We start from the raw sequence: 26731 nt of genomic DNA on the forward strand, positions 1-26731 counted from the left end.
CGACCTCGACGTCCGGATCTCGGGCGGAACAAGGCAGGGGCGCGCTGGCGAACTGCCTGGTCAGCGCGCCCCGGTGGGCCTAGATGTCGTAGTAGAGCTCGAATTCGTGGGGGTGCGGGCGCAGGCGGATCGGGTCGATCTCGAATTCGTGCTTCATGGTGATGTAGGTCTCGATGAGGTCGGGCGTGAAGACGCCGCCCTCAAGGAGGTACTCGTGGTCGGCCTCCAGCGCTTCCAGGACCTCGGGCAGGCTGCCGGGGACCTGGGGGATCGCGCGGGCCTCCTCGGGCGGGAGTTCGTACAGGTCCTTGTCGACGGGCTCCGCGGGCTCGATCTTGTTCTTGATGCCGTCCAGACCGGCCATGAGCATGGCGGAGAAGGCCAGGTAGGGATTGCAGGACGGGTCGGGGACGCGGAACTCGATGCGCTTGGCCTTCGGGTTCGAGCCGGTGATCGGGACGCGGATGCAGGCCGACCGGTTGCGCTGGGAGTAGACCAGGTTCACCGGGGCCTCGAAGCCCGGGACGAGGCGGTGGTAGCTGTTGACCGTCGGGTTCGTGAAGGCCAGCAGCGATGGCGCGTGCCGGAGCAGGCCGCCGATGTAGTGGCGGGCGCTGTCGGACAGGCCCGCGTAGCCGACCTCGTCGTAGAACAGGGGCGCGCCGTCCCGCCAGAGGGACTGGTGGCAGTGCATCCCGGAGCCGTTGTCGCCGAAGATCGGCTTCGGCATGAACGTGACGGACTTGCCCGCCTCGCGCGCGACGTTCTTGACGATGTACTTGTAGAGGAGCAACTGGTCGGCGGTCTTCAGGAGCGTGTCGAAGCGGAAGTCGATCTCGGCCTGGCCCGCGGTGCCGACCTCGTGGTGCTGCATCTCGACGTGGATGCCGGACGCGAGGAGCTGGGAAACCATTTCCGAGCGCAGGTCGGTGTAGTGGTCCATGGGCGGGACGGGGAAGTAGCCGCCCTTGTACGGGGGTTTGGCGCCGAGGTTGCCGCCGGGTTCCTCGCGGCCGGTGTTCCAGGCGCCCTCGATCGAGTCGAGGTAGTAGTAGCCGGCGTTCTGGCGGGTCTCGAAGCGGACGTCGTCGAAGATGTAGAACTCCGCCTCGGGACCGAAATAGCAGGTGTCGGCGATGCCGGTGCCGCGCAGGTAGTCCTCGGCCTTCTTTGCGACGTTGCGGGGGTCGCGGCTGTAGGGCTCGCCCGTCAGCGGGTCGTGCACGAAGAAGTTCAGGATCAGCGTCTTGTGCTGGCGGAACGGGTCGACGACGGCGGTGGACGGGTCGGGCAGCAGCAGCATGTCCGACTCGTGGATCTCCTGGAATCCGCGGACCGAGGAGCCGTCGAACATCAGCCCGTCGGTGAACACGCTCTCCCCGAAGCTCTCGACCGGGAAGGTGAAGTGCTGCATCTTCCCGGGCAGATCCACGAAACGGCAGTCGACGAAACGGACACCTTCGTTCCTGATGAAGCCGAGGACCTCGTCGGCGCTGCTGAACATCCGACCTCCTATGGGCGCTCTTGGGCTGTGAAGGCTACGTACGTGCCGTTTCCCTGCCGTGTCTCATATGTTTCGGCTGTGTTAAGCATCACACGTCGTGCCAATCCTCTCCCTGCCCGGGCAGGGCCGGTCAGAACCCCCCGGGGGGACCGGATAGCGTAAGGCCATGAGCGGTGAGGACCAGGGCGCCGGGGTTCGGGGCGGTCGAGCAGGGGGCGCCGGGACGCGCTGGACGCAGACGTGGCTCAGCGGCGCGCGCGCCGCGGGGGCCGACCTTGGACGGCCGGGGGAGCGGTTCGGGCTGCCGGAGAGCGGCAGCGGGTCCGTCGCGGGGTACGGGCGGCGGCTGGTCGCGCTGTTCCTCGACTGGGGCCTGTCGATGCTGGTCGCGAGCCTGCTCACGCGGGTGTTCGAGTGGTCGCCCTCGCAGCGGAGCCTGTGCACGCTGATCGTCTTCGGCGTGCAGGCGTGGCTGCTGACCGCCCTCGCTGGCACGACGCTCGGCAAGCGGCTGTGCGGGCTGCGGATCGCCCGGCCGGACGGGCGGCCGGTGGGGCTCGGCTGGGCGGCGGCCCGCGCGCTCCTGCTGGTCCTCGTCGTCCCCGCCCTGGTGTGGGACCGGGACTACCGCGGCCTGCACGACCGGGCCGCCAACACCGTCGTCGTCCACCTGTAACGGGCCGGGCGCCGGGGCCTCAGCGCATCTTCGGCTTGGGGCCCTTCGGCATCTTCGCGCCCCGGGGGATCGGGCCCTTCGGCATCTGCATCGAGCGGGGCAGCGCCTGGAGGCGGTCGTTCAGCTCCGCCACCTGCGCCTTGGTGAGGTTGCGGGGGAGCTTCATCAGGTGCCGCTGGAGCTTGTCGACCGGGACCTGGCCCTCGTCGTCGCCGACCTGCACGTCGTAGATCGGCACCTGCTGCGCCGCGCGGGAGATGCGCTTCTTCTCGGCGCCGAGCAGCGGCCCGACCCGGTTGCGCGGGCCCTCCGACACGAGGACGACGCCCGGACGTCCCACCGCGCGGTGCACCATGTCGAGGTTGCGGTTGCCGCTGACCGCCTCGGTGACGCTCCAGCCGCCGCGCATGTTCTTCAGGATCGCGGCGGCGGCGCCCGGCTGCCCGGCGATCACCTTGTACTGGGCGCGCTGCGCGAGCTGCCCGAAGACGATCATGCCGACCGCGAACGCGGCGAGGACGGCGAGCGGGACGAAGAACCAGAGCTGGTTGATGAACAGCCCGACCAGCACGACCACGATCAGCGTGCCGAGCGCCGAGGCGAAGACGATCGGGAGCGCCTTCGGGTCGGCCTGCCGGAGCACCTGCGCGACCATGCGGATCTGCTTGAAGCGGCCCGGACGCTCCTGGGCCCCGTCCGTGGGCTTGTTCGTCATATGACCAAGGATAGTCGTGCCGCAAACCCCGTTCGGACCCCGTCTGTCCGTATCGCGAAGGGCCTACGCCTCGCGGGCCTCGATCGCCTGCTTGTAGAGGCGTCCGGCGCGGTAGCTGGAGCGCACCAGCGGGCCGGACATGACGCCCGCGAAGCCGATCTCCTCCGCCTCGGCGGACAGCTCCACGAACTCCTCGGGCTTCACCCACCGCTCGACCGGGTGGTGCCGGGGGCTCGGCCGCAGGTACTGGGTGATCGTGATCAGCTCGCAGCCCGCGCCGTGCAGGTCGCGCAGCGCCTCGGAGACCTCCTCGCGGGTCTCGCCCATGCCGAGGATGAGGTTGGACTTGGTGACCAGGCCGTCCTCGCGCGCCCTGGTGATGACCTCCAGCGAGCGCTCGTAGCGGAACCCGGGACGGATCCGCTTGAAGATCCGCGGGACGGTCTCCACGTTGTGCGCGAGCACCTCGGGACGGGAGGAGAACACCTCGGCGAGCTGGTCCGCGTCGGCGTTGAAGTCGGGGATCAGCAGCTCGACGCCGCAGCCGGGGACGGCCGCGTGGATCTGCCGGACGGTCTCGGCGTACAGCCAGGCGCCGCCGTCCTCCAGGTCGTCGCGGGCGACGCCGGTGACGGTGGCGTAACGCAGCCCCATCGAGGCGACGGACTCGGCGACGCGGCGCGGCTCGTCGCGGTCGAGCGCGGCGGGCTTGCCGGTGTCGATCTGGCAGAAGTCGCAGCGCCGGGTGCACTGGTCGCCGCCGATGAGGAAGGTGGCCTCGCGGTCCTCCCAGCATTCGAAGATGTTGGGACAGCCGGCCTCCTGGCACACGGTGTGCAGGCCTTCGGACTTCACCAGGTTGATGAGTTCCCTGTATTGCGGGCCCATCTTCAGCCGCGTCTTGATCCACTCGGGCTTGCGCTCGATGGGGGTCTGGCTGTTGCGGGCCTCAACGCGCAGGAGCTTGCGTCCCTCAGGTGTCACCGTCGTCACCCCCTCAGCGTACGTCCCGATCACCGGAACCGGCACATCAAGGCCGTCCCGCGGCCGTCCCGTCTCGGTGTGATCTCGAACGCGTGACAAGAACCTCTCTCAGCTTGCCGATTCGCGTGTTTTCCGCGTCACCGGCAGTGGATCTCTCTAGGGTGACTCCCTGTCGTTACGCAACAGCGTTGGCTGGAGGGCCGCAGTGGGTCTGGCAATGTCGTACCTCAGGGTGCCGCCGGTGCTGGAGGGAGAACAGGATCCCGGCCGGATCGCCCGCCACATCTTCGGGGCGCCCGACTGGCGCAGGCGCGCCGCGTCGCAGTCGTTCGACCTCGGCGGCGCCTGGCAGGCGATGCACTACCTCGTCACCGGCGACCCATGGGAGGGGCGCCAGCCCGAGGCGGACGCGGTGTGCGGCGGGCGGCTCCTCACCGAGGACGGCGCCGACGAGCTGGGCATGGACGTGATCTACCTCGCGCCGGACCGGGTCAAGCCCGCCGCCGACCACCTGGCCGCGACGCCGTTCGCCGAGATCGCCGGACGCTTCGACCTGGCCGCGATGGTCCAGGCCGGGGTCCAGGACGCGCGCGGCCTGGACGGCTCCGCCCGCGACCGCTTCCTGCGTCCCGCCTACGAGGCGCTGACGGCGTTCTTCGGCGCGGCGGCCACCGAGGGCCAGGCCGTCTACAAGGTGATGACGTCCACGCGGTAGCCGCACGCCCCCGCTGTCAGGGGCGTGCGGCGAGGGCGTGCGGCCGGGCGCGTGCGGTCAGGCCCCTACCTGGGCGGTGGTGCGGTGGAGGGTCTCGGACGCGCCGAGGCCCGCCGCGAGGTGCCGTTCGACCAGCGGCGTGATCTCGGCGACCGTGACCTGGCGGCCGAGTTCGCGGGAGAGGTTGGTGGAGCCCGCGTCCCGGATGCCGCATGCGACGATCTTGTCGAACCAGCCCATGTCGTTGTCGCAGTTGAGCTGGAAGCCGTGCATCGCGACGCCCTGCGAGACCCGGATGCCGACGGAGCCGACCTTGCGGTCGGGGACGCCGGGGACCCACAGGCCGCTGCGCCCCTCGACCGTGGTGGTCTCCAGGCCGAGTTCGGCGCAGACGTCCATCATCATGCGCTCCAGCAGCCGCACGTAGGCGACGACGTCCACGGGGTCGGGCAGCCGCACGATCGGGTAGCCGGTGAGCTGCCCCGGGCCGTGCCAGGTGATCTTGCCGCCGCGGTCGACGTCGACGACGGGCGCGCCCGGGTCGCCGAACGGGCGGTCGACCGCCGCGGTGCGCTTGCCCGCCGTGAACACCGGCTCGTGCTCCATCAGCAGGACGGTGTCGGGGATGCGGTCGTCCACGCGCAGGGCGTGGGTGCGCTTCTGAAGGTCCCAGCCGTCCCGGTACGGGACGGCGGCGGTCCCGAAGCCCACGTGGACGACCACCAGCTCTCCCGTGCCCGGTGCCGCCTGGAGGGGTCGGGGTGCCTCGCGTACGTCTACATCGCTCACGCGGGCCAGCTTACTTTCCCGCGATCTCCCTCAGAGGGCGGCCAGCAGGCGGGGTTCCAGGCGGGTCTCCTTGGCGGTGCCGGGGGCGTCGGGTTCGAGCCGGTAGGCGCCCGCGTCCGCGCGGTAGGAGACCGCCTGGACGAACTCCGTCCCGACGTAGTGCAGGCCCACGCCCTCGTCCGCCGCGTACCCGCCCGGGAGCGTACCCTCCCCGACGAGCTGTTGCAGCAGCGGCCGGCGCTGGGGGTCGCTGTCGTAGTGCACGCCGCACGAGTACGGCAGGAACCCGAGCCCGTCGGTCAGGGGACGCAGCTGCGGGCCGAAGGAGTCGGTGTTGCCGCCGACGTGCCAGCACAGCGCGCCCGCGCTCTGCCCGGACAGGACGACGCCCTCCGTCCACGCCTCGCGCATCATGTCGTCCAGGCCGTGCAGGCGCCACAGGGCCAGCAGGTTCGCGACGCTGCCGCCGGACACGTAGATGAGGTCCTGCGTGAGCAGGTGCGCCCGCATGTCGGGGACGTTCGGCATGGGGAACAGCGCCAGATGGCTGACCTCGACGTCCATCGAGGAGAACGCGGCGTAGGACCTGGCGATGTACTCGGCGCCGTCGCCGACCGCCGTCCGCAGGAAGCAGACGCGCGGGCGGTCCTGGCCGGTCAGGTCCAGCGCGTACCGCAGCAGCGGGCTCGGGGCGAGCCCGTCGCGGCCGTCGGGGACGAAGGTGCCGCCGCCGATCGCGACGATGTGCGGCTGTCCGTCGGTGCTCATGCGCCCTCCTCGGGGCCGGGGTACCTGATCGCCACCGTAGGGCCGCTGATCGACACCGGGCCGGACTTTGACGTTTCTTGAGCCCCCGCGGACGGCTTCCAAAGCGTCCGGCGACCGGCTCGAGGCCTCAGAGGACGGCCCGCAGCGCCGCGGCGACCTCGGTGTGCTCGAAGCGGAACCCGGCCTCCTCCAGGCGGCGGGGCAGCACGCGCTGGCTGATCAGCGGCCCCTCGTCGGCGAACCCGCCGAGCACGGCCCGCAGTGCGAACCGGGGGACGCCGAGCCGGACCGGCCGCCGCAGCGCCGCGCCGAGCGCGCGCGTGTACTCGGCGTTGGTCACCGGGTTCGGCGCCGTGAGGTTGACGGGCCCGGCCAGCTCGTGGTCGATGAGGAAGCGCAGCGCCGCGACCTGGTCGTGCAGCGAGATCCAGCTCGTCCACTGGCGGCCGTCGCCGAGCCTGCCGCCGAGGCCGAGCCGGAACAGCGGCAGCGTCCGGCCGAGCAGCCCGCCCGACCGGGCCAGCACCACCCCGGTCCGCGGGTGGACGACGCGGACGCCGACCTCCCGCGCGGGCTCCGCCGCGGCCTCCCAGTCGCGGACGACCCCGGCGAGGAACCCGCGTCCCATGGCGGCCTTCTCGTCGACCTCCCGGCCGCCGGTGTCGCCGTAGTACCCGATCGCCGACCCGCTGACCAGGACCGGGGGCCGCCGCCCGGCCGCCGCGATCGCCTGGGCGAGCGTCCGGGTGCCGTCCACGCGGCTGTCGCGGACGCGCCGCTTGTAGGTCTTGGTCCAGGGGCGGTCGCCGAGGCCCGCGCCCGCGAGGTGCACGACCGCGTCGGTGCCGTCGACCGCCGCCCGCTCGACGCAGCCGTCGGCGGGGGACCAGCGCGCCTCGTCCGCGGCGATGGGCTCGCGGCGCACGAGCCGCAGGACGTCATGCCCGTCCGCGCGCAGCGACCGCACGAGCGCGCCGCCGATCAGCCCCGACGAGCCCGTCACGGTGACCTTCATGGAATCCAGCCTAGGCGGGCGATACCGCCCGCCGCCGCCTCTCGCCCCCACTCCCGGGTTTCCCCGGACCCGCCGGGGCCCGCCCGGCCTTGTGGTCCCGTGTACGGACCGTATCGGGTCAGCGCAGCTCGTACTTGGGCCAGTCGTCGGTCGTGAGGTCGAAGTGGAACGGCTCGGGCAGGTGGATCTTCTCGCCGTAGGCGCCTTCGGCGGCGACCTGGTAGCGGGCCCAGCCGTCGGCGAGCGCGTGCAGCGTCCAGGTTCCCCGCTCCTGGTCGACCAGCAGGTAGAGCGGGATCCCGGCCTTGGCGTACTGGACGGGCTTGGTCCGGCGGTCGTTGAGGACCGTGTCGGGCGACTTGGGGGAGGTGACCTCGACGACGAGCGAGATGCCCTCCCGCTGCTCGGCCGTGTCACGGGCCTCCGGCAGCGTGACGACGACGTCGGGGACGTAGAAGCGACCCGACTGGTCCGGAAGGTCCCACTGGAAGTCCCCCGCCCGCACGACCCAGTCCACGGACGTCAGGGCGGTGTGGTAGGCGATCGCCATCACACGGACGATCGATCTCACGATCATGCCGTGCTCGAAGCCGGGGGGCGTCATGACCAGCAGAACTCCCTCGTCCACGTACTCGACCCTGGTGGTCTCCAGAAGCTGGTCCGCGAAGCTTCGCAGGTCCAGAACGCCGTTGTCCTGATTTCCGAGAGAAAGCGCGCGCTCACTCATCGTGATCAGCTCCAGGTGACCGTGGCCGGATACTTAGTGGACTGCTGCCTAGCATGCCTGATCAGCGGGTGCGGATGCACCCCATACGGGTGGGACCCCGCCGCCCGGTGGGCGGCGGGGTCCCGATGGTGCTCCGGAGCCGGTGGCTTGGCCGCGTCAGAGGCCGAGGTCGGCCTCGAAGTTGCCCTCCTCCAGGCGGTGCTTGATCGTGCCGAGGAAGCGGGCGGCGTCCGCGCCGTCGATCAGGCGGTGGTCGTAGGTGAGGGCCAGGTAGACGATCGAGCGGACCGCGATGACCTCGCCGAGGTCGGGGTCGTCGATGACGGCGGGGCGCTTGACGACGGCGCCGGTGCCGAGCATGCCGACCTGCGGCTGGTTGAGGATCGGGGTGTCGAACAGCGCGCCCCGGCTGCCGGTGTTGGTCAGCGTGAACGTGCCGCCCGACAGCTCGTCCGGGCTCACCTTGTTGGTGCGGGTGCGCTCGGCGAGGTCGGCGATGCGCTGCGCGAGGCCGCCGAGGTTGAGCTGCCCCGCGTTGTGCACGACCGGGACCATCAGGCCCCGCTCGGGCACGTCCACGGCCATGCCGAGGTTCTCGACGTCGTGGTAGGTGACCTCGTTGGTCTCGCTGTCGATGACGGCGTTGACCTTCGGGTGCGCCTTGAGCGCCTCGACCGCCGCGAGCGCGAAGAACGGCAGGAACGACAGCTTCACGCCCTCGCGGGCCTGGAAGTCGGCCTTGGCCCGCTCCCGCAGCCGCGCGATCTTGGTGATGTCGACCTCGACCACGGTGGTGAGCTGCGCCGAGACCTGGAGCGACTCCACCATGCGGCGGGCGATCGTCTGCCGGATCCGGGTCATCTTCTCGGTGCGGCCGCGCAGCGCGAGCTGCTCGGCGGGCGCGCCCGCCGGGGCGGCGTGGCGTCCGGCCGGGGCCTGGGCGGCGGCGGGAGCGGCGGCCGGGGCCGCCGGAGCCGGAGCCGGGGCGGGCGCGGCCTGCCGGGCGGCCTGGGCGGCGCGGGCGGCCTCCAGGACGTCCTGCTTGCGGATCCGGCCGCCGACGCCGGTGCCCTTCAGCGCCCCCAGGTCGACGTCGTGCTCGGTGGCGAGCTTGCGGACGAGCGGCGTCACGTACGGGCCGTCACCGGACGGCGCCGCCGGAGCGGGCGCGGCCGGGGCGGCGGGCTGCTGCTGGGACGCGGGAGCCGGAGCGGGCGCCGCCGGGGCCTGGGCCGTCGGAGCCGGGGCGGGCGGGGCCGTGGGCTGCTGCTGCGCGGGCGGCGGCCACGCGGCGGGCGGCGGGGCCTGCGGCGCGGGTGCCTGCTGCGCTGGGGCCTCCTGGGCGGGAGCCTCCTGCGCCTGCTGCGCAGGGGCCTCCTGCTCGGGGGCCTCCTGCTCGGGCGCCTCCTGCGCGGCCGGGGCGTCGCCGCCGGCCGGCGCGGCGCCCTCGTCCCCGATGATCGCGAGCTCGGCTCCGACCTCCACCGTCTCGTCCTCGGCGACGGTGATGCTGGTCAGGACGCCGGATGCGGGCGAAGGGATCTCGGTGTCGACCTTGTCGGTCGACACTTCGAGAAGCGGCTCGTCGGTCTCGACGCGCTCACCCTCCTTCTTCAACCAGCGGGTGACGGTGCCCTCGGTGACGCTCTCGCCGAGCTGGGGCATAGTGACGGAGACCGGCATGGCTCTCAGCGACTCCTTCGAGAAATACGCGCGGCGTTCAGCCGTGCACGTGCAATGGCTTGCCGGCGAGCGCCAGATGCGCCTCGCCGACCGCCTCGGACTGGGTCGGGTGGGGGTGGATCAGCTGGGCGACCTCGCCTGGCAGGGCCTCCCAGTTGTAGATGAGCTGACCCTCCGCGATCAGCTCGCCGACGCGTGCGCCGACCATGTGCAGGCCAAGGACCGGGCCGTCCACGGCGGCGATCACCTTCACCTCGCCCTGCGTCCCCAGGATCTTGCTCTTGGGGTTGCCGGCGAGGTCGTAGGTGACCTCCTTGACCTCATGCCCGCGCTCCCGGGCGGTGGCGGTGGTGATGCCCACCGACGCGACCTCGGGGTCGGAGTAGGTGATGCGCGGCACGCCGTCGTAGTCGATCGGCGGCGGGGTGAGCCCGGCGAGCCGCTCGGCGACGAGGATGCCCTCGGCGAAGCCGACATGGGCCAGCTGCGGCGTCGGGATCAGGTCGCCGACCGCCGAGATCGTGGGGACGCTCGTCCGGCACAGCTCGTCGACCTTCACGAACCCGCGCTCGGTCTCCACGCCCGCCTCGGCCAGCCCGATCCCGTCGGAGACCGGTCCCCGGCCGACGGCGACGAGCAGGATCTCGGCGTCGATGTTCTTGCCGCCCTCCAGGGTGACCGACACGCCGCCCTGGGTGGTCTTCGCGCTCTCGAAGCGGGTGCCGACCTCGAACTTGATGCCGCGCTTGCGGAAGGCCCGCTCCAGCCGCTTGGAGCTGGACTCCTCCTCCAGCGGCAGCAGGTGCGGCAGCGCCTCGACGATCGTCACCTCGGCGCCGAACGAGCGCCACACGCTGGCGAACTCGACGCCGATCACGCCTCCGCCGAGGATGACGACGGAGCCGGGGACGTGCTCCAGCCGCAGCGCGTGGTCGCTGGAGATGACGCGCTCGCCGTCGATCTCCAGGCCCGGCAGCGACTTCGGGGCCGACCCGGTGCCGAGGACGATGTGGCCGCCCTCCAGCGTCCTGACCTGCCCGTCGGTCGCGGTGACCTCGACGGTGGTGGCGCCGGTCAGCCGGCCGGTGCCGTGCACGACCTCGATGCCCTTGGACTTGATGAGCCCGGTGAGGCCCTTGACGGTCGTCGAGACGACCCTGTCCTTGTAGGCGTTCACACCGGCGACGTCGATGCCCTCGAACGTCGCCTTCACGCCGAACTTCGCCGCCTCGCGGGACTGGTCGGCGATCTCGGCGGCGTGCAGCAGCGCCTTTGTGGGGATGCAGCCGCGGTTGAGGCAGGTGCCGCCGAGCGTTTCGTCCCGCTCGACGAGGGCGACGGACTTGCCGAGCTCGGCGGCGCGCAGCGCGCACGCGTATCCGCCGCTGCCGGCACCCAGGACGACGATGTCGAAGGGGCCGCTGTTGGCCACTGGACGCTCCCTTTCCCGATCTGACGCCGCGTGGGCCGCGGCGCCTCTGGCGGGGCGGGAGCTCGGGCGTCCGGGCCCCCACCGCCACGAGAAAAACCTATTCGTTTGTCACGCCGGTGGTTCGGGCGGCCCCTACAGAGCGCCTCCGGCGAGGTCCTCGGCGATCTGGACGAGGGTCCGCGTCGCCGCGCCGGTGCCGCCCTTGGGGGTGTACCCGTAGGGCTCGCCCTTGTGGAAGGACGGGCCGGCGATGTCGAGGTGGGCCCACCTGACGCCGTCCGGCACGAACTCCTTGAGGAAGACCCCGGCCACCAGCATGCCGCCCCAGCGCTCGCCGCTGATGTTGGCGATGTCGGCGACGGCGGAGTCCAGGCCCTTGCGCAGGTCGGCTGGCAGCGGCATGCCCCAGGCCGCCTCCCCGGCGCGTCCGGCCGCCGCCACAACCTTCTCACGGACGTCGTCGTCGTTGGCCATGACCCCGCTGGTGCGGGTGCCGAGCGCGACCAGCTGGGCGCCGGTCAGCGTCGCGACGTCCACGATCAGGTCGGGGTCGTCCTCACCGGCGCGGACGAGCGCGTCGGCCAGCACGAGGCGGCCCTCGGCGTCGGTGTTGAGGACCTCGACGGTCTTGCCGCCGTAGATGCGCAGCACGTCGGAGGGGCGCTGGGCGGTGCCGCTCGGCATGTTCTCGGCGATCGCCAGGTAGCCGACGACGTTCACCTTCGTCCCGAGCCTGGCGATCGCGGCCAGCGCGCCGAGCACCGCGCCCGCGCCGCCCATGTCGGACTTCATCCAGTCCATGGAGTCGGCCGGCTTGAGCGACAGGCCGCCCGAGTCGAACGTGATGCCCTTGCCGACCAGCGCGAGGGTCTTGGACGCCTCGGGGTGGGTGTAGGCGAGCCGGACCAGGCGCGGCGGGTTGACCGAGCCCTGCCCGACGCCCGCGATGCCGCCGTACCCACCGTCCACCAGGGCCTTCTCGTCGAGGACCTCGACGGCGAGGCCGGTCTCGGCGGCCACCCGCTCGGCCTCGTGGGCCAGCTCCTCGGGCGGCAGGTGGGACGGCGGCGTGTTGACGAGGTCGCGGACGAGGTTGACCGAGGCGGCGAGGACGCGGGCCCGCTCCACCGCCGCGTCGGTGCCGTCGCCGCCCGGGCCCGCGGCGGGGCCGGCCAGGCGGACGTCCTCGACCGGGCTCCTGCGCCCCTCGCCGGTGCGGAAGCTGTCGAAGGTGTAGGTGCCGAGCAGGGCGCCGAGCGCGACGCTCTCGACCTCGCCGGCGGAGGCGGCGGGCAGGGCGACGGCGACCCGGGCGGAGCCGGCGAGCGCGCGCAGGGCGGCGCCCGCCGCGCGGCGGAGGTCTTCGTCGGTGGGGCTCTCGCCCAGGCCCGCGGCCAGGACGACCGGGGCGGGGACGGCGCCGAGGGTCGGGAGCTTGACGACCTCGCCGGCCTTGCCGGTGGCGCCGAGTGCGCGCAGCGCGTCCGCGAGCCGTCCGCCGAGGGCCTGGTCGAGGTCCTGGAGGAAGGGCGCGGAGCCGGCGGTCGGGACGGCCCCGGCCTCGGCTGGGGAGACGCCGATCACGATCGCGTCGACGTCGAGATTGGCCGGGGTCGCGCTGTCAAGGCTGATGCTCGTCACGTAGCACGATGGTAGTCCTCCCGGTGACCGGTTTCGCCCTTTTGGATCAAGCCTTACCCTCCCGGAACGCACCGTGGAGGACCGCTCCATCCGGCCCTCCGCCCGCGCCCCGGAGCCGGTCCGCGAGGCGAAAGGGCGGCAGGAGGGCCGCGGCGGGGTGGCGGAACGCCGCTGGTCACGGGACGAGCCGCAGGTCACAGGGGGTGCGGCGGCGGGTCCGGGTGGCGTAGCCGGACCTCTATTCACCTATTCCGATTGATTTAGTAGGTTTAGCTGCGTGACCAGGAGAGACTCCGTGACCAGGGGAGCGGCGGCCGAGGCGCTGACGCTGTCGGACGCCCGGCGGCTGCGCGCCGACCGGGCGCGGCAGGTGGCCGACGTGCTGCGCCGCCAGGTGCTGTACGGGGAGTTCCGCAGCGGCGCGCTGCCCGCCGAGGCCGATCTCGTCCGGGAGTTCGGCACGTCCCGCAACACCGTCCGGGACGCGCTGGACCTGCTGCGCGCCGAGGGCCTGGTCGAGCGCTGTCCGGGCGTCGGCACGCTCGCGGTCGCCGAGAAGTACCCGCACGGGCTGGAGCGGCTGCTCGGGCTGGCCGAGACGCTGCGCGAGCACGGGGAGGTGACCAACGAGGTCCGCACGACCGGGCTGATCACGCCGTCCCGGGAGATCTCCTCGCGGCTGCGGCTGCCCGAGGGCGAGCCCGTCGTCTACGTCGAGCGGATCCGGCGGCTGAACGGGCTGCCGCTCTCGCTCGACCTGACCTACCTCGCCCGCGACCTCGGCGAGCCGCTGCTCGGCGAGGACCTGGCGCACAACGACATCTTCGTCCTGCTCGAACGGATCGCCGGGCAGCCGCTCGGCCGGGCCGAGGTCACGCTGGAGGCAGTCAACGCCGATCCGCACTCCGCCGCGACCCTCGACGCCCCGCGCGGCACCGCCCTGCTCATGGTCGAGCGCCTCACCCACCTCGCGGACGGCCGCCCGGTCGACCTGGAGTTCATCCGGTTCCGCGGCGACCGCATCACCATGAGCGGCTCCATGAACCGCTCCTGACCCCTTCACCCTGACCCCTTCACCCTGGCCCCGTCACCCTGCCCTCGTCACCCTGACCCGCGCGGCGCCGCGCGGTGTCCTCCGCATGCCCGCAGATCCCTGGAGAAACGCATGTCCCTCGTGGCGAACCGTGCCGACGTCCCCGTGACCGTGGACGAGGCGCTCTGCATCGACGGCTGCACGTTGTGCATCGACGTCTGCCCCCTGGACGCGCTCGCCGTCCATCCCGAGACCGGCAAGGCGTACATGCACGTGGACGAGTGCTGGTACTGCGGCCCGTGCGCCGACCGGTGTCCGACCGGGGCCGTGACCGTGAACATGCCCTATCTGCTGCGCTGAGGGATTCATCCGATGAAGAGAGTGCTGGCGGCCGGTGCCGCCGTGGTTCCGTTGCTGGCCGGGTGCACCGTGGCGGGGAACGCCTCGGGCGGGGGAGGCTCGGGCCAGATCGTCGTGGGCTACCAGTCCAAGACCATCAACACCGTCACCGCGGGCACGCTGCTGCGCTCGCAGGGCTACTTCGAGAAGCGCCTCAAGGAGCTCGGCGGAGACAGGCACTCCGTCGTGTGGCGCGACTACGACACGGGCGCGCCGATCACCGCGCAGATGCTCGCCGGGAAGATCGACATCGGCTCGATGGGCGACTACCCGCTGCTGATCAACGGCTCGCGGTCGCAGGCGCAGGGCGGCGACGCGGCGACCGAGTGGGTGTCGGTGACCGGCTACAACCTGCGCGGGTCGCTGAACGGCGTGGTCGTCGCGAACGACTCCGACGCGAAGACGCTGCGCGACCTGAAGGGCAAGACGGTGTCGGCGAGCGTCGGCTCCGCCGGGCACGGGACGTTCGTCCAGGCGGCGCGGCGGTACGGGCTCGACCCGGCCAAGGACGTCAAGGTCGAGAACCAACAGCCCACGGTCGGCGCGTCGGCGCTCCAGTCGGGGCACGCGGCGGCGTTCGCGCAGTTCGTGGCGTGGCCGGGGCTGCTGGTGAACCGGGGCGAGGCCAGGCTGCTCTACGACGGCGGCCAGCTGGGCGTGCCGACGTTCCACGGCGTGGTCGTCCGCAAGCAGTACGCCCAGGAGAACGAGAAGATCCTGCGGGCGTTCCTCCAGGCGCAGATCGACGCGACGAACTACCTGCACACGCACCCCGTGGAGGCGGCGGAGTCGGTGGCGTCGGCCACGGGGCTGCCGGTGGAGACCGTCTACCTCTACAACGGCGCGGGCGGGGTGGCGACGTTCGACCCGACGATCAAGAAGCCGCTGCGGGACGCGTTCGTCCAGGACGTCCCGTTCCTGAAGTCGATCGGGGTCATCCAGACGCCGCTCAAGGTGGACCCGTTCGTCAACGACTCCTACATCAGGAAGGTCGTCGGCTCGTCCTACGACGGGAAGGCCGCCTCCACCGCCAACCCCGCCGCCATCACCGGCACGGACGAGGTGTGCAAGGCGAAGGTGGGCGACGCCGCCACGGCGGGCGAGGTGTGGGTGAAGGGTGAGCCCCGGACGCGTCCCGTCGCCGACCCGGTCTGCCTGCTGCGGAACGTGAAGGCGTTGCAGGGGCAGGGCAAGCAGATCCGCGCCGTCTACATCCCCGACACCGCCGCCGGGACGCGCTGGTTCGCCGACAAGGACGTCTGGGTCGAGGATCCGTCGGCCGGCGCCGCCAAGCGGTTCAAGCCGTTCGCGACGCAGGAGGGCGCGCAGAAGTACGTGTCCGCGCACACGGGCGCCAAGGTCGTGACCTACGACGAGGCGGTGAAGCGCGCATGACCGGGGTCCTGCGGTGGCCGGTGCGGGCGGCGTCGCTCGCGGCAGCGCTGCTGGCCTGGCAGCTGCTCACCGCCGCGAACGTCCGGTTCTGGGTGCGCTTCGACCGCTTCCCCGGCCCGATGGACGTCCTGCGCGAGTTCGGACGCCAGGTCGAGGAGGCCCAGTTCTGGCAGGACATCGCGCAGAGCCTCGTCCGCATCCTCACCGGGTTCGTGCTGGCGGCCGTGCTCGGCGTCGTCCTCGGCGTCGCGACCGCCCGGTCGCGCTGGGCGGGCGACCTGCTCCAGCCGCTGTTCGAGGTGGCGCGGCCGATCCCGGCGATCGCGCTGGTGCCGGTCGCGATCCTGCTGTTCCCGGCGAACGAGCAGGGGATCGTCTTCATCACGTTCGCCGCCGCGTTCTTCCCCGTCCTGGTCAGCACCCGGCACGCGGTGAAGGCGCTCCCGGTCGTCTGGGAGGACGCGGTGCGGACGCTCGGCGCGGGCCGCTGGCGGGTGCTGGCGCGCGTCGTCCTGCCCGGGGTGCTGCCGGGCGTGTTCGGGGGCCTGTCGATCGGGATGGGCGTGGCGTGGATCTGCGTGATCTCCGCCGAGATGATCTCCGGCGACTTCGGCGTCGGCTACCGCACCTGGCAGGCGTACACGATCGTCGACTACCCCGGCGTGCTCGTCGGGATGGCCACCATCGGGCTCCTCGGCTGGCTCACCTCCGCCGCCGTGGAGGTCGCGGGCCGCAGGCTGACCCGGTGGCTGCCGAGGGAGGAACGCTCATGAGCGGGACCGGGGCGCTGTCCCTGCGGGCCGAGGGGGTGACGCTCGGCTACGGCGGCCGGGCCGTCGTGTCCGGGCTGAACCTGGCGGTGGCGGCGGGGGAGATCCTCGTCGTGCTCGGGCCGTCGGGATGCGGCAAGTCGACGCTGCTGCGGGCGTTCGCGGGGCTGCTGCCCGCCGCGTCCGGACGCGTCCTCGCGGGCGGGGAGCCCGTCACCGGCACGTCCGCCGACCGCGCGCTCGTCTTCCAGGACGACGCGCTGCTGCCCTGGCGCACGGCGCGCCGCAACGTCGAGCTGGCCCTGTCGCTGCGCGGCGTCAAACGCCGGGAGCGCCGCGCGACGGCGGCGCGCTGGCTGGACCGGGTCGGGCTCGGCGACGCCGCCGACCGGCTGCCGCGCGAGCTGTCGGGCGGGATGCGCCAGCGCGTCCAGCTCGCCCGCACGCTCGCGGCCGGTCCGCGCGCGATCCTCATGGACGAGCCGTTCGGCGCCCTGGACGCGCAGACCCGCGCGAGCATGCAGCGGCTGCTGCTGGACGTCCTCGCCGACGCGCCCGCCACCGTCGTGTTCGTCACCCACGACGTGGACGAGGCGCTGCTGCTCGGGCACCGGATCGTGGTGCTCGGCGCGGACGGCGTGACGGCGGAGTTCCCCGTCCCCGCGTCCCGCGACGTGCTGCTCGCGGCGCTCGGCGCCACACCGGAAGTCGTACAGGACGCGCGGCCGGAAACGCGCGTCGAGGAAAGGGAGGCGGTCTGATGGAGACTCCGTCCGTGCCGATGGAGATTCCCCCCGTGGCCGAGCGGCGCGAGCTGAGCTGCGACGTGCTGGTCATCGGCGGCGGCACCGCCGGGACGATGGCCGCGATCACCGCGGCCGAGCACGGATCGTCGGTGCTGCTGATGGAGAAGGCGCACGTCCGGCACTCGGGCGCGCTCGCGATGGGCATGGACGGCGTGAACAACGCGGTCATCCCCGGCAAGGCCACCCCCGAGGACTACGTCGCCGAGATCACCCGCGCCAACGACGGCATCGTCGACCAGCGGACCGTCCACCAGACGGCGACGCGCGGGTTCGCGATGGTCAAGCGCCTGGAGCGCTACGGCGTGAAGTTCGAGAAGGACGAGCACGGCGAGTACGCGGTGCGGCGCGTCCACCGGTCCGGGTCGTATGTGTTGCCGATGCCGGAGGGCAAGGACGTCAAGAAGGTGCTGTACCGGGTGCTGCGGCAGCGCTCGATCCGGGAGAAGGTCCAGATCGAGAACCGCGTCATGCCGGTGCGCGTCCTCACCTCCGGCGGGCGGGCGGTCGGGGCGGTGGGCTTCGACACCCGCACCGGCGAGTTCGTCACGGTCTCGGCGAACGCCGTCATCCTCGCGACCGGCGCGGCCGGGCGGCTCGGGCTGCCCGCGTCCGGCTACCTCTACGGGACGTACGAGAACCCCACCAACGCCGGGGACGGCTACGCGATGGCCTACCACGCGGGCGCCGAGCTGAGCGGCATCGAGTGCTTCCAGATCAACCCGCTCATCAAGGACTACAACGGGCCCGCCTGCGCCTACGTCGCCAACCCGTTCGGCGGCTACCAGGTGAACGCCGAGGGCACCCGGTTCGTCGACTGCGACTACTGGTCCGGGCAGATGATGGCGGAGGTCAAGCGCGAGATCGACTCCGCGCGCGGGCCCATCTACCTCAAGCTCACCCACCTGCCGGACGAGACGCTGACGGCGCTCGAAAGCATCCTGCACACCACCGAGCGGCCGACGCGCGGCACGTTCCACTCCGGGCGCGGCCACGACTACCGCACGCACGACGTGGAGATGCACATCTCCGAGATCGGGCTGTGCGGCGGCCACTCGGCGTCGGGCGTCCGGGTGGACGAGAACGCCCGCACCACCGTCCCCGGCCTGTACGCGGCGGGCGACCTGGCCTGCGTCCCGCACAACTACATGATCGGCGCGTTCGTGTTCGGGGACCTGGCGGGCGCGCACGCCTCCGCGTACTCCACCTACGGCGAAGGGTTGGCCGCGCTGCCGGAGGACCAGATCGCGGCGGCGCACGAGCTGATCTACCGCCCGCTGCGCCACCCGGACGGCCCGCCGCAGCCGCAGGTCGAGTACAAGCTCCGCCGGTTCGTCAACGACTACGTCGCGCCGCCGAAGACGCAGGCCAAGCTCGACATCGCGGTCGAGACCTTCGCCCGGATGGAGGGCGAGATCGCCGAGATGGGCGCGACGACGCCGCACGAGCTGATGCGCTGCGCCGAGGTCACGTTCATCCGGGACTGCGCGGAGATGGCGGCGCGCTCGTCGCTGGCCCGCACCGAGAGCCGCTGGGGCCTCTACCACGACCGCGCCGACCTGCCCGAGCGCGACGACGCGTCCTGGATGTACCACCTCGACCTGCGCCGCCGCGACGACGGGACGATGGAGTTCCTCAAGCGCCCGGTCGCGCCCTACCTGGTGCCGGTGGAGGAGTTCACGGTCCCCCCCGAGGGCACGCCCGTCGTCGTCCTGACCCCGGAGGCGCCGCGCTCGACCGCGCACACTTCGGTCCCGGGCACGGCCACGACGCGGCAGGCGACGGCCATCGGGCGGTCCCCGCACCTGCTGGAGCTCCAGCGGCTCGCCGAGACCGAGCCGCCCGTCGAGGAGATCACCCCCTACCTGGACGACCCGGACCCGAAGGTCCGCCGCGCCGCCGTCGCCACCCTCACCGAGGTCGCCCCGGACGGCGTCGCCGGCGCCCTCGCCTCCGCGCTCGGGGACGGGCACGGGTCCGTCCGGCACGCCGCCGCGACCGCGCTGCGCGAGCTGGTCGAGGTGCTGCCCGCGACCCCCGAGGTGCGGGACGCGCTGTCCGGCGCGCTCGGCAGCGACGACGCGCAGGTCCGCGCGGCCGTCCTGGACGTGCTGCGGGCGCTGCGGCTCGGCTCCCCGGCGGTGTACGGCGGCGCGCTCGGCGACCCCGACCACCGCGTCCGCCTCCAGGCCGTGCGGGGCCTGGTCGCCCACGACGCCGCCGACCGGGTGGCGGCGGCCTCCGGCGACGCGTCCCGCGAGGTGCGGGTCGCGGTCGCGCACGGCCTCGGCACGATCGGCGCCGCCTCCTCGGCGGCCGCCCTGGGCGCGCTGCTCGGCGACCGCGACGACCTGGTCAGGGCGGCCGCATTGGAGGCGCTCGCCGGGATCGGCTGCCCGCCGCCGCTCGCCGCCGCCGCCGTGGACGCGCTGCGAGACCCCGCCTGGCAGGTCAGGACGGGCGCCGCGCGCGGCCTGGCCGCCGCCGACCCCGAGGTGGCGTCGGGGCCGCTGATCAAGGCGCTGGACGACCCGCACCTCGACGTCCGCAAGGCCGCCGTGATCGCGCTGTCCGCCGTCCCCGCCACGCCGGAGGTGGCCGCCGCGCTGGACCGCGCCCAGACCGACCCGGACGCCGACGTCCGCGCCTACGCCCGCCGGGCCGTCACCGTGCGAGCGTGACCAGGGCGGCGGTCCCGGCGATCTCGACCAGCGCGCCGAGGACGTCGCCGGTGACCCCGCCCAGCCGCCGGACGGCGTGCCGCAGCAGCAGCATCGCCGCCGCCAGCCCCACCAGGACGGCGGCGGCGGTGTGCAGGGCGCCGCCGAGCCCGTTCGCGGCCGCCCCGGCGGCGCCCGCGCCCAGCACGACGACGGCCGTCACCAGCAGCGCGTTCCGCGTCGAGACCGTGCCCGCGACCAGCGAGCCCAGCCCGCCCGGCCGCGCCGCCGGAACGGCGTCCCGGCATGCCCACGGCAGCGCCGCACGCCCGGCCACGGCGCCGACGACCACGGCCACGGCGGCATGCGGCGCGGACGCGAGCGCCGCCACCTGGACGAGCAGCGCCAGCATCAGCGTGACGACCCCGAACGGCCCGATGTCGGACCGCTTCATGATCGCCAGGGCCTCGGCGGCGGGACGGCCGCTGCCGAGCCCGTCGGCCAGGTCGGCGAGCCCGTCGAGGTGCAGGGCCCGCGTGAGCACGGCCGTCGCCGCCACCGCGAGCGCCGCGCGCAGCAGCGGCGACAGTCCCGCCGCGTCGCCCGCGACCAGCACCAGCGCCGCGCCGCCGCCGGTGACCAGCCCCACGGCGGGCGCGGTCAGCATCGCCGCCCTCGCCGTGGCCCGGTCGACGTTCCGCATCGGCAGCGGCACGACGGTCAGGAGCGTGACGGCCAGCCGCAGCCCCGCGATCACGGCAGCTCCGCGACGCGGCCCGCCACCACCAGCGCGGCCTCCTCGGACTCGGCGGCGAGCCGCTGGTTGAGCCGGCCGAGGGCGTCGCGGAACGCCCGTCCCGACCGCGTCGCGGGCACCACCGACAGGCCGACCTCGTCGCTCACCGCCACGACACGGGCCCTCGTGCTCCGCCAGGCGTCGACGAGCCCGTCGACGCGCGGCTGGACGCGGTCCGGTTCGTCCCACGCCGCTTCCTCGTCGAACACGGCCGCCAGCCAGGAGCCGATGCCGTCCACGAGCACCGCCCCCTCGGCCTCCCCGAGGACACCGCCGAGGTCGGACGTCTCGACCGTCCGCCACCATGCCGGACGCCGCAGCCGGTGCGCCTCGATGCGCGCCGTCCACTCCGGGTCGTCCGCGCGGACCACGCCGGTCGCCACGTAGGTCACGTCCGGGCACGCGGCCAGCCGCAGCTCCGCCTCGGCCGACTTCCCCGACCGCGCGCCGCCCAGCAGCAGCGTCCGGTGGGGCCCGCCCGCCGGACGCCGCCAGAACGCCATCCGCCGCTCCAACTCGTCCACCGAACGAATCCGGTGGTCGACATGGACGGCCAGCACCTCGGTCCCGGACGTGACGGCTTCCGCCCTCCGCAGCCGTCCCAGATGCTCGGGAGACCCCACCAGGTCCAGCAGGACGGCGTCGTACGCCACTCCCGCGCCCGGCTCAGGCTTGGCTCCGGGCCCGGACGACACCAATGCCCGTCCACCGTCCGGCCCGGTGACGTCATGGCCCCCGACCACGGAGACGCGAGCGCAGTCCTCCAGCGGAACGCCGTCAATGAGGGCCCGCGTCGGCCCGTGCGAGACCCCGGCGGTGCGCAACCGGTTGCAGGACGCGCACCCGCACCCGGCCGCGGGCCAGCCGCCGGGACCCGCGAAGTCGAGAAGCTCAATGTCCATGACGCCGCGAATACTACGGTGGCCTGGGGAAGCAGGCCGCCGGCCGGTCCGGCTTCACTCGGCGGGCACCCCTGTCACGGTGACGGTCCGGGTTCCCGGGTCGATGCCGCCGAGGGCGGCGCAGCGCGCGTCCCGCCCGTGCACGCGGCCGAACTCGGCGGTCACCACGTGCCATCCCGTCAGCCCGTTGGCGGCGAGCCGCCCCTCGGTGAACGTGACCGACGCCCGCTCGGAGACGCAGCGGGCGCCGAACCGGGCCACGAGCTCCTTCTGGAGCCTGCCGAGCGCCTGGGCCCGGGCCTTCTCGGCCCCGGCGAGCGGACGCCACGGACGCAGCCCGAGCCTCCGGCACACGCCGGAGTCACCGGGGAAGACGCCGACCGCCTTGCCCATGCCGCAGGCCACGAGCGGTGGCGCCGTGCGCGTGCCCTCGCCCACCGCCCCCTCCCGCCACAGCCCGGCGCACTCGCCGATCGGATCGAGGGTGCTGGTCCCGATCGCGGTCGTGTCGGCTTGCAGGTCCGCGCGCGCGTAGCAACCGGTGGCCAGAGTCTGCTCCACGCCGTCGCCCAGCAGGCTCCCGGCGACGGCGACGCCGCCGCCCGCCACGACGAGCGCGGCGGCTGTGCCCGCGATCCAGCGGCCGCGCCGGGCGATCCGGCGCCGTCCGGCGGGCCGCGAGATCTCCTCGACGAGGTGCCGCCTCCGCACCGCGACGGCCGCGGGATCGATGTCGCGCTCGCGGGGCGGCGAGTACTCGTTCACAGTTCCTCCTGAGTCGATTGGAGCGCCGAGAGGCGTTCACCCTGCGCGTGGGGTTCCTTCGCGGCCAGCTCCCGCAGCCGCGCCTTCGCTCTGGACAGGCGCGACCGCACGGTCCCCACCGGCACCCCCAGGGCGACGGCCGCCTGCGCGTAGCTGAGCCCGTCCGCCGCGCACAGGGCGAGGACGTCCTGGTCGTCCGGCGAGAGCCGCCTCACCAGGCGCAGGAGCCGCGCCATCGCCCGTTCGGCGTCGAGCCGCTCCGCCACGTCGTCGGCGTGGTCGGACGCGTCCGGACGATCGGGGACGCGGGCCAGCGCGTCACGGTGCCGGCGTCGCGCGCGGTTGCGGTTGCGCGCGACGTTGGCGGCCACGCCGAGCAGCCAGGGCAGGGCCGAGTCGCCGTCCAGCCGCACCTCGGCGCGGCGGCGCCACGCCTCAAGGAACACGACCGAGGTCAGCTCCTCCGCGGCCGACCAGTCGCCGACGCGGCGGAAGCAGTGGTTGTAGACGGCGCGGGAGTGCCGGTCGAACAGCACCCCGAAGCCCTCGGCCTCGCCCTCGACGGCCCGCCGCCACAGCTCGGCGTCGGTCGGGTCCGGGTCGGTTGGCACGTATCTCATGCCCCCTCTGTGTCCGCGGGCGGGACCAGGGTTCCGCACGCCCCCGGGAACCCGGACCGCGGCCGCGGACATGGACCCGGTGACAATGATCGACACCCAGGGAGCCCAGATGGACAAGTTCACCCGCGGCCTGCCGATCCTGTTCGGAAGCGCCCTCGCGGTCGTCGTCGCGTCCGGCGTCGCGCCCCCGTCGCACGCCGCCGCGCGGTTCACGCCCGTCGCCGGCCGCACACCCCATCAGGCCATCGGAGCCACGATGGAGGAGACGGCGGTCCGGCACGGACCTCGGACGATCGAACCGAAGGCCGCGTCGCCGTCCCCTGTCCCCGGGCGGCGCAGGGCGGCGGGCCCGACCCACCGGCTGACGGTGTCGGTCCTCGACCGCTCCGGCCAGAAGCCCGCCGACGCCGACGCCGAGGCCTTCGGCGTCTTCGACCCCGCGACCGGCGCCCAGGTGCACGGCACGTTCAGCGGGGGATCGGGCCAGGTCGAGGTGCCGCCGGGCACGTACCGGGTGGGCACCTGGATCCGCACCCGGGAGCCCGGCCTCCCCAACGCCGCCGCCCTGGTGATCCTCCCGTCGGTGACCGTCACCGGTGACACGACCGTCCTGCTGGACGCCCGCACCACCAGGAAGATCGAGGTCAGCCTGGACCACCCGGGCCCGAAGATGTTCCTGGGCGACGCGATGGTCCCGATGACGACCAGGGGAGAGCGGCACGCCTACCGCCTCTCGCTGGAGAACGGGGTGTTCATCTCACCGGCGGCCGGTGTGTCGCTCCACCTCTTCACCACCTGGACGCCCGACGGCACGGGCGACGGCCCGTACCAGTACTCCGTGGTCACCACCTCGAAGGGACGCATCCCCGACGCGCCGGTGTTCCGGGTCCACGACGCAGGCCTGGCCACCGTCCGCACGAGCTACCCCGCCCCCGGCCGCGCCACCTGCGTCTCGACCTGGACGGGGCCCGACCTGCCCGACCTGCCGATCATCGTCTCGCACGGCCTGGTGGCGGGCACGGCACCGGGGACGCACACCGTCCACACCACTCCGGGCGTCCGGTGGACCGACACGCTGGGGATGGACGGCGACGACTGCACGTTCGAGACGGCGGAGGGGACCGACAGCTGGGAACGCTACCCCCGCGCCGGCGACTACACCCGGCGCTGGCACACCGCCCCGCTCACCCCCGCCCTGGCGTACTGGAACCTCGGCGACCTCACACCCGCCGCCGTCCGCCGCCAGGACACGCTGGACGTCAACATGTCCCTGTTCTCCGACGGCGTCCCCACCCACGTCGGGCCACTGGACGGACCCGATGAGGACGGGCACATCACCGGCCGGACGACCCTGAAGCAGGACGGGCGGGAGATCGGCACGAGCCAGGACGCCGGTTTCGGCAGCTTCACGCTTCCCAAGGAAGGCGGTCGCTACCGGCTGGAGACCACCGCCGAGCGGAGCGTCCCCTGGTCGCCGCTGGGCACCCGCACCGACGCGGCCTGGACCTTCACCTCGGCGCACACCGAAACGACCGCCGTACCGCCGCTCATGACCGTGCGCTACGACGCGCGGCTCGACGGCTACAGCCGCGCCCCCGCGGGTGCTCCCCACCGCATCGGCGCCAAGATCCAGACCCCGCCCGGCGTGGGGGCGCGCAAGGTGAAGGAGCTCCGCGTCCGCGTCTCCTACGACGACGGCAGGACGTGGCGCGACACCACCGTCCACGCGGCCGGGGACGGCTGGACCATCGACCTCCAGCACCCCGCGGACGCCGAGTACGTCTCCCTCTCCGCCACCGCCGTCGACGCGGAGGGGAACACGGTCGAGCAGAGCACCGTCCGCGCCTACGCCCTGCGCCGGTGAGGCCGTCGAGCTAGGCAGGGCGCGCCGAGTGTTCGGGTGAGGTCGCGTCCGGCCGGACACGACACGCCGGGGCGACTAGTCTTCGGGCCGACGAGGGAGGTCGCCATGGCGTGGAACTGGCGTTTGGAAAAGGCCGACGGCCGCCCGGCCGGGGTATCGGAGGAGACGTTCTCCACCCAGGCGGACGCGGAGAGCTGGCTGGGCGAGAACTGGCGCGGCCTCCGCGCCGAGGAGGTCGACAAGGTCACGCTGCTGGACGGCGACGACGTCGTCTACGGGATGAGCCTGCTCGACCCGGAGTGAGCGCCGGGCGAGGGCCGCGGGGCACCGGTCCCCGCGGCCCCTCGCTCAGGGGCGGGTGGGCGGGCTGACGGTCTTCGACGCGTCGCGGACCACCGAGTCCCCGAGCACGTCGTCGATCCGCTTCAGCACGTCGGCCTCCAGCTTGACGCCGGCCGCCTTCACGTTGTCGGCCACCTGCTCCGGACGCGACGCCCCGACGATCGCCGCCGACACGTTCGGGTTCTGCAACGTCCACGCGATCGCGAGCTGCGCCATCGACAGGCCGAGCTCGTCCGCGATCGGACGCAGGTTCTGCACGCGCGTCAGCAGCTCGTCGTCGAGGAAGCGGCTGATCATGTTGGCGCCGCCCTTGTCGTCGGTGGCGCGCGACCCCTCCGGAAGCGGCTGCCCCGGACGGTACTTGCCGGTCAGCACGCCCTGCGCGATCGGGGACCACACGATCTGGCCGAGGCCCTCGCGCTCGGACAGCGGGACGACCTCCTCCTCGATGACCCGCCACAGCATCGAGTACTGCGGCTGGTTGGACACCAGGCGGTCGAAGCCCATCTCGTCGGCGATCTTCAGGGCCCGCTCGATCTCCTCGGCGCGCCACTCCGACACGCCGACGTAGAGGACCTTCCCGCGCCGGACGAGGTCGTCGAACGCGCGGAGGGTCTCCTCCAGCGGCGTCTCGTGGTCGAACCGGTGCGCCTGGTAGAGGTCGACGTAGTCGGTGCCGAGGCGGCGCAGGGAGCCGTCGATGCCCTCCATGATGTGCTTGCGGGACAGCCCGCGGTCGTTCGGGCCCGGCCCGGTCGGCCAGAAGACCTTCGTGAAGATCTCCAGCCCCTCGCGGCGCTGGCCCTTGAGCGCGCGGCCGAGGACCTCCTCGGCGCGCGTCCCGGCGTAGACGTCCGCGGTGTCGAAGGTCGTGATCCCCTCGTCGAGGGCGGCGCGCACGCAGGCGCGCGCGGCGTCCTCCTCGACCTGGGAGCCGTGGGTGAGCCAGTTGCCGTACGCGATCTCGCTGATCTTGAGACCGCTCCGGCCGAGGTATCGGAACTCCATGTCCGAAACCCTATCCGGACGGTGAAACGGGCACCGAGGTCAGACCCCGCCGGCCCCGCTCAGACCTTGTCCTTCTCGCCGAGCTTCACCGCCGGCGCGGGCATCCGCAGCCTGCGGATCTGCATGGCGCGCATCGCCGCGTAGAGGCCGACGCCGCGCTGGTCGTCGTCCGGATACCGCTCCGAGGCCAGCTTCTTCACCCCGCGGCTGAGGAACACGCCCTCCGCCAGGACGACCAGCAGCACCACCGGCGGCGCGAACAACCCCATCAGCCGCGCGGCGGGGATCGGCATCAGACTGAGGATCACGACCGCGAACAACGCGTACATCAGGTACGAGCCGAACGTGCGGCGCGCGTCCACGTAGTTGCGGGCGAGCTTGCGCACCGGGCCCTTGTCGCGCTTGAGCAGGTACTTGTCATCGCCCTTGACCATCCCCTGCTTGGCCTTGACCCGCTCGCCGGCCTGCCGCTCCCTGGCCCGCTTGTAGGCCTCCTTGCGCGTGGACGGCGCGGTGATCGGCTGGCGGCGGCGCTTCTCGGCCTCGCTGCGCTTGGGCGTGGGACGGCCCTTGCCTCCGGGCTTCACGACCTGCGGAGGGCTCTCCGGAGCTTCCGGGCTACGACGCTTGAACACGGGGATCAGCCTACCGGCCCCCATCCGCAGGGACGCCAGACGCGAAAGCCCCGCCCCGGGGGAACTGGACACCGAGTGACGCGCGTCCGA

The 26731-nt window shown here is 73.0% G+C and carries 26 protein-coding genes; 10 read left to right on the forward strand and 16 right to left on the reverse strand.

From position 1 onward, the window contains the following. Window positions 1–79 precede the first annotated feature (79 nt). Entirely contained in the window at window positions 80–1504 is a 1425-nt protein-coding gene (gene glnA, locus K2F47_RS06505) for a type I glutamate--ammonia ligase (RefSeq protein WP_242901826.1), read from the reverse strand. A 166-nt stretch (window positions 1505–1670) separates the two neighbouring features. On the opposite strand from glnA, the gene K2F47_RS06510 reads away from it, so the two are divergent. Next, window positions 1671–2180, forward strand: coding sequence for an RDD family protein (locus K2F47_RS06510; RefSeq protein WP_242901828.1), 510 nt, complete (start codon window positions 1671–1673; stop codon window positions 2178–2180). A 19-nt stretch (window positions 2181–2199) separates the two neighbouring features. On the opposite strand, the gene K2F47_RS06515 is transcribed toward K2F47_RS06510, so the two are convergent. Beyond that, on the reverse strand, window positions 2200–2895 hold the full coding sequence (locus K2F47_RS06515) for a DUF4191 domain-containing protein (protein ID WP_242901829.1): 696 nt from the start codon (window positions 2893–2895) through the stop codon (window positions 2200–2202). 63 nt (window positions 2896–2958) lie between these two features. After that, window positions 2959–3888, reverse strand: coding sequence for a lipoyl synthase (gene lipA / locus K2F47_RS06520; RefSeq protein WP_242901830.1), 930 nt, complete (start codon window positions 3886–3888; stop codon window positions 2959–2961). Between the two features lie 232 nt (window positions 3889–4120). Between lipA and K2F47_RS06525 the strand changes: the two genes are divergently transcribed. After that, window positions 4121–4594 carry a YfbM family protein gene (locus K2F47_RS06525; RefSeq protein ID WP_242901831.1) on the forward strand — a complete coding sequence of 158 codons (474 nt, stop codon included), beginning with the start codon at window positions 4121–4123 and terminating at the stop codon, window positions 4592–4594. Window positions 4595–4651: 57 nt separating this feature from the next. Here the strand turns inward: K2F47_RS06525 and lipB are convergent, their stop codons facing one another. The 7 genes from lipB to K2F47_RS06560 all read right to left on the reverse strand — a co-directional run bounded on the left by lipB (window position 4652) and on the right by K2F47_RS06560 (window position 12649). Then, on the reverse strand, window positions 4652–5383 hold the full coding sequence (lipB, locus tag K2F47_RS06530; RefSeq protein WP_372490824.1) for a lipoyl(octanoyl) transferase LipB: 732 nt from the start codon (window positions 5381–5383) through the stop codon (window positions 4652–4654). Window positions 5384–5413: 30 nt separating this feature from the next. Beyond that, window positions 5414–6151: a Type 1 glutamine amidotransferase-like domain-containing protein gene (locus tag K2F47_RS06535; protein ID WP_242901832.1), complete on the reverse strand. Its 738-nt coding sequence runs from the start codon at window positions 6149–6151 to the stop codon at window positions 5414–5416. A gap of 127 nt (window positions 6152–6278) precedes the next feature. Then, window positions 6279–7166: a TIGR01777 family oxidoreductase gene (locus K2F47_RS06540; RefSeq protein ID WP_242901833.1), complete on the reverse strand. Its 888-nt coding sequence runs from the start codon at window positions 7164–7166 to the stop codon at window positions 6279–6281. Window positions 7167–7284: 118 nt separating this feature from the next. Continuing rightward, window positions 7285–7893: a Uma2 family endonuclease gene (locus K2F47_RS06545; protein WP_242901834.1), complete on the reverse strand. Its 609-nt coding sequence runs from the start codon at window positions 7891–7893 to the stop codon at window positions 7285–7287. Between the two features lie 156 nt (window positions 7894–8049). After that, window positions 8050–9576 carry a 2-oxoglutarate dehydrogenase, E2 component, dihydrolipoamide succinyltransferase gene (gene sucB / locus K2F47_RS06550; RefSeq protein ID WP_242901836.1) on the reverse strand — a complete coding sequence of 509 codons (1527 nt, stop codon included), beginning with the start codon at window positions 9574–9576 and terminating at the stop codon, window positions 8050–8052. A 37-nt stretch (window positions 9577–9613) separates the two neighbouring features. Next, window positions 9614–11008 (reverse strand): dihydrolipoyl dehydrogenase, encoded by a 1395-nt coding sequence (gene lpdA, locus K2F47_RS06555; protein WP_242901838.1) that lies wholly within the window; start codon window positions 11006–11008, stop codon window positions 9614–9616. 132 nt (window positions 11009–11140) lie between these two features. Further along, complete coding sequence (locus tag K2F47_RS06560) at window positions 11141–12649, reverse strand: leucyl aminopeptidase (RefSeq protein WP_242901839.1); 1509 nt, start codon at window positions 12647–12649, stop codon at window positions 11141–11143. A gap of 295 nt (window positions 12650–12944) precedes the next feature. Between K2F47_RS06560 and K2F47_RS06565 the strand changes: the two genes are divergently transcribed. The 6 genes from K2F47_RS06565 (at window position 12945) to K2F47_RS06590 (ending at window position 19730) form a co-directional block, all read left to right on the forward strand. Next, the gene (locus tag K2F47_RS06565) at window positions 12945–13703 is read left to right on the forward strand and encodes a GntR family transcriptional regulator (protein WP_242901840.1); all 759 of its coding nucleotides are present in this window, start codon (window positions 12945–12947) and stop codon (window positions 13701–13703) included. Window positions 13704–13814: 111 nt separating this feature from the next. Further along, a complete protein-coding gene (locus tag K2F47_RS06570) occupies window positions 13815–14042 on the forward strand; it encodes a 4Fe-4S dicluster domain-containing protein (protein WP_156219417.1) in 228 nt (75 codons plus the stop codon). 12 nt (window positions 14043–14054) lie between these two features. Further along, on the forward strand, window positions 14055–15476 hold the full coding sequence (locus tag K2F47_RS06575) for an ABC transporter substrate-binding protein (RefSeq protein ID WP_242901842.1): 1422 nt from the start codon (window positions 14055–14057) through the stop codon (window positions 15474–15476). After that, window positions 15473–16249 carry an ABC transporter permease gene (locus K2F47_RS06580; protein WP_242901844.1) on the forward strand — a complete coding sequence of 259 codons (777 nt, stop codon included), beginning with the start codon at window positions 15473–15475 and terminating at the stop codon, window positions 16247–16249. Before K2F47_RS06575 ends, K2F47_RS06580 begins: the two co-directional genes overlap by 4 nt. Continuing rightward, on the forward strand, window positions 16246–17007 hold the full coding sequence (locus K2F47_RS06585; RefSeq protein WP_242901845.1) for an ABC transporter ATP-binding protein: 762 nt from the start codon (window positions 16246–16248) through the stop codon (window positions 17005–17007). The genes K2F47_RS06580 and K2F47_RS06585 overlap by 4 nt, the downstream gene beginning before the upstream one ends. Then, complete coding sequence (locus K2F47_RS06590) at window positions 17007–19730, forward strand: fumarate reductase/succinate dehydrogenase flavoprotein subunit (protein ID WP_242901847.1); 2724 nt, start codon at window positions 17007–17009, stop codon at window positions 19728–19730. Before K2F47_RS06585 ends, K2F47_RS06590 begins: the two co-directional genes overlap by 1 nt. On the opposite strand, the gene K2F47_RS06595 is transcribed toward K2F47_RS06590, so the two are convergent. Genes K2F47_RS06595 through K2F47_RS06610 form a run of 4 tightly spaced genes read right to left on the reverse strand, consistent with a single transcriptional unit; the run spans window position 19714 to window position 22792 of the window. Further along, entirely contained in the window at window positions 19714–20466 is a 753-nt protein-coding gene (locus K2F47_RS06595; RefSeq protein ID WP_242901848.1) for an adenosylcobinamide-GDP ribazoletransferase, read from the reverse strand. The genes K2F47_RS06590 and K2F47_RS06595 overlap by 17 nt on opposite strands. Next, a complete protein-coding gene (locus K2F47_RS06600; protein WP_242901851.1) occupies window positions 20463–21407 on the reverse strand; it encodes a bifunctional adenosylcobinamide kinase/adenosylcobinamide-phosphate guanylyltransferase in 945 nt (314 codons plus the stop codon). Before K2F47_RS06600 ends, K2F47_RS06595 begins: the two co-directional genes overlap by 4 nt. 54 nt (window positions 21408–21461) lie before the next feature. After that, window positions 21462–22172: a hypothetical protein gene (locus K2F47_RS06605; RefSeq protein ID WP_242901852.1), complete on the reverse strand. Its 711-nt coding sequence runs from the start codon at window positions 22170–22172 to the stop codon at window positions 21462–21464. Then, complete coding sequence (locus K2F47_RS06610; RefSeq protein WP_242901854.1) at window positions 22169–22792, reverse strand: RNA polymerase sigma factor; 624 nt, start codon at window positions 22790–22792, stop codon at window positions 22169–22171. Before K2F47_RS06610 ends, K2F47_RS06605 begins: the two co-directional genes overlap by 4 nt. 109 nt (window positions 22793–22901) lie before the next feature. On the opposite strand from K2F47_RS06610, the gene K2F47_RS06615 reads away from it, so the two are divergent. Further along, on the forward strand, window positions 22902–24656 hold the full coding sequence (locus K2F47_RS06615) for a hypothetical protein (RefSeq protein ID WP_242901856.1): 1755 nt from the start codon (window positions 22902–22904) through the stop codon (window positions 24654–24656). 105 nt (window positions 24657–24761) lie between these two features. Continuing rightward, the gene (locus tag K2F47_RS06620; protein ID WP_242901858.1) at window positions 24762–24959 is read left to right on the forward strand and encodes a hypothetical protein; all 198 of its coding nucleotides are present in this window, start codon (window positions 24762–24764) and stop codon (window positions 24957–24959) included. 45 nt (window positions 24960–25004) lie between these two features. Here the strand turns inward: K2F47_RS06620 and K2F47_RS06625 are convergent, their stop codons facing one another. Continuing rightward, complete coding sequence (locus K2F47_RS06625) at window positions 25005–26006, reverse strand: aldo/keto reductase family protein (protein ID WP_242901860.1); 1002 nt, start codon at window positions 26004–26006, stop codon at window positions 25005–25007. A 59-nt stretch (window positions 26007–26065) separates the two neighbouring features. Continuing rightward, on the reverse strand, window positions 26066–26641 hold the full coding sequence (locus K2F47_RS06630; RefSeq protein ID WP_242901862.1) for a DUF3043 domain-containing protein: 576 nt from the start codon (window positions 26639–26641) through the stop codon (window positions 26066–26068). Between the last annotated feature and the right edge of the window lie 90 nt (window positions 26642–26731).

Origin of the sequence: Actinomadura terrae (genome assembly GCF_022751215.1) — a bacterium.
Lineage (GTDB): Bacteria > Actinomycetota > Actinomycetes > Streptosporangiales > Streptosporangiaceae > Spirillospora > Spirillospora terrae.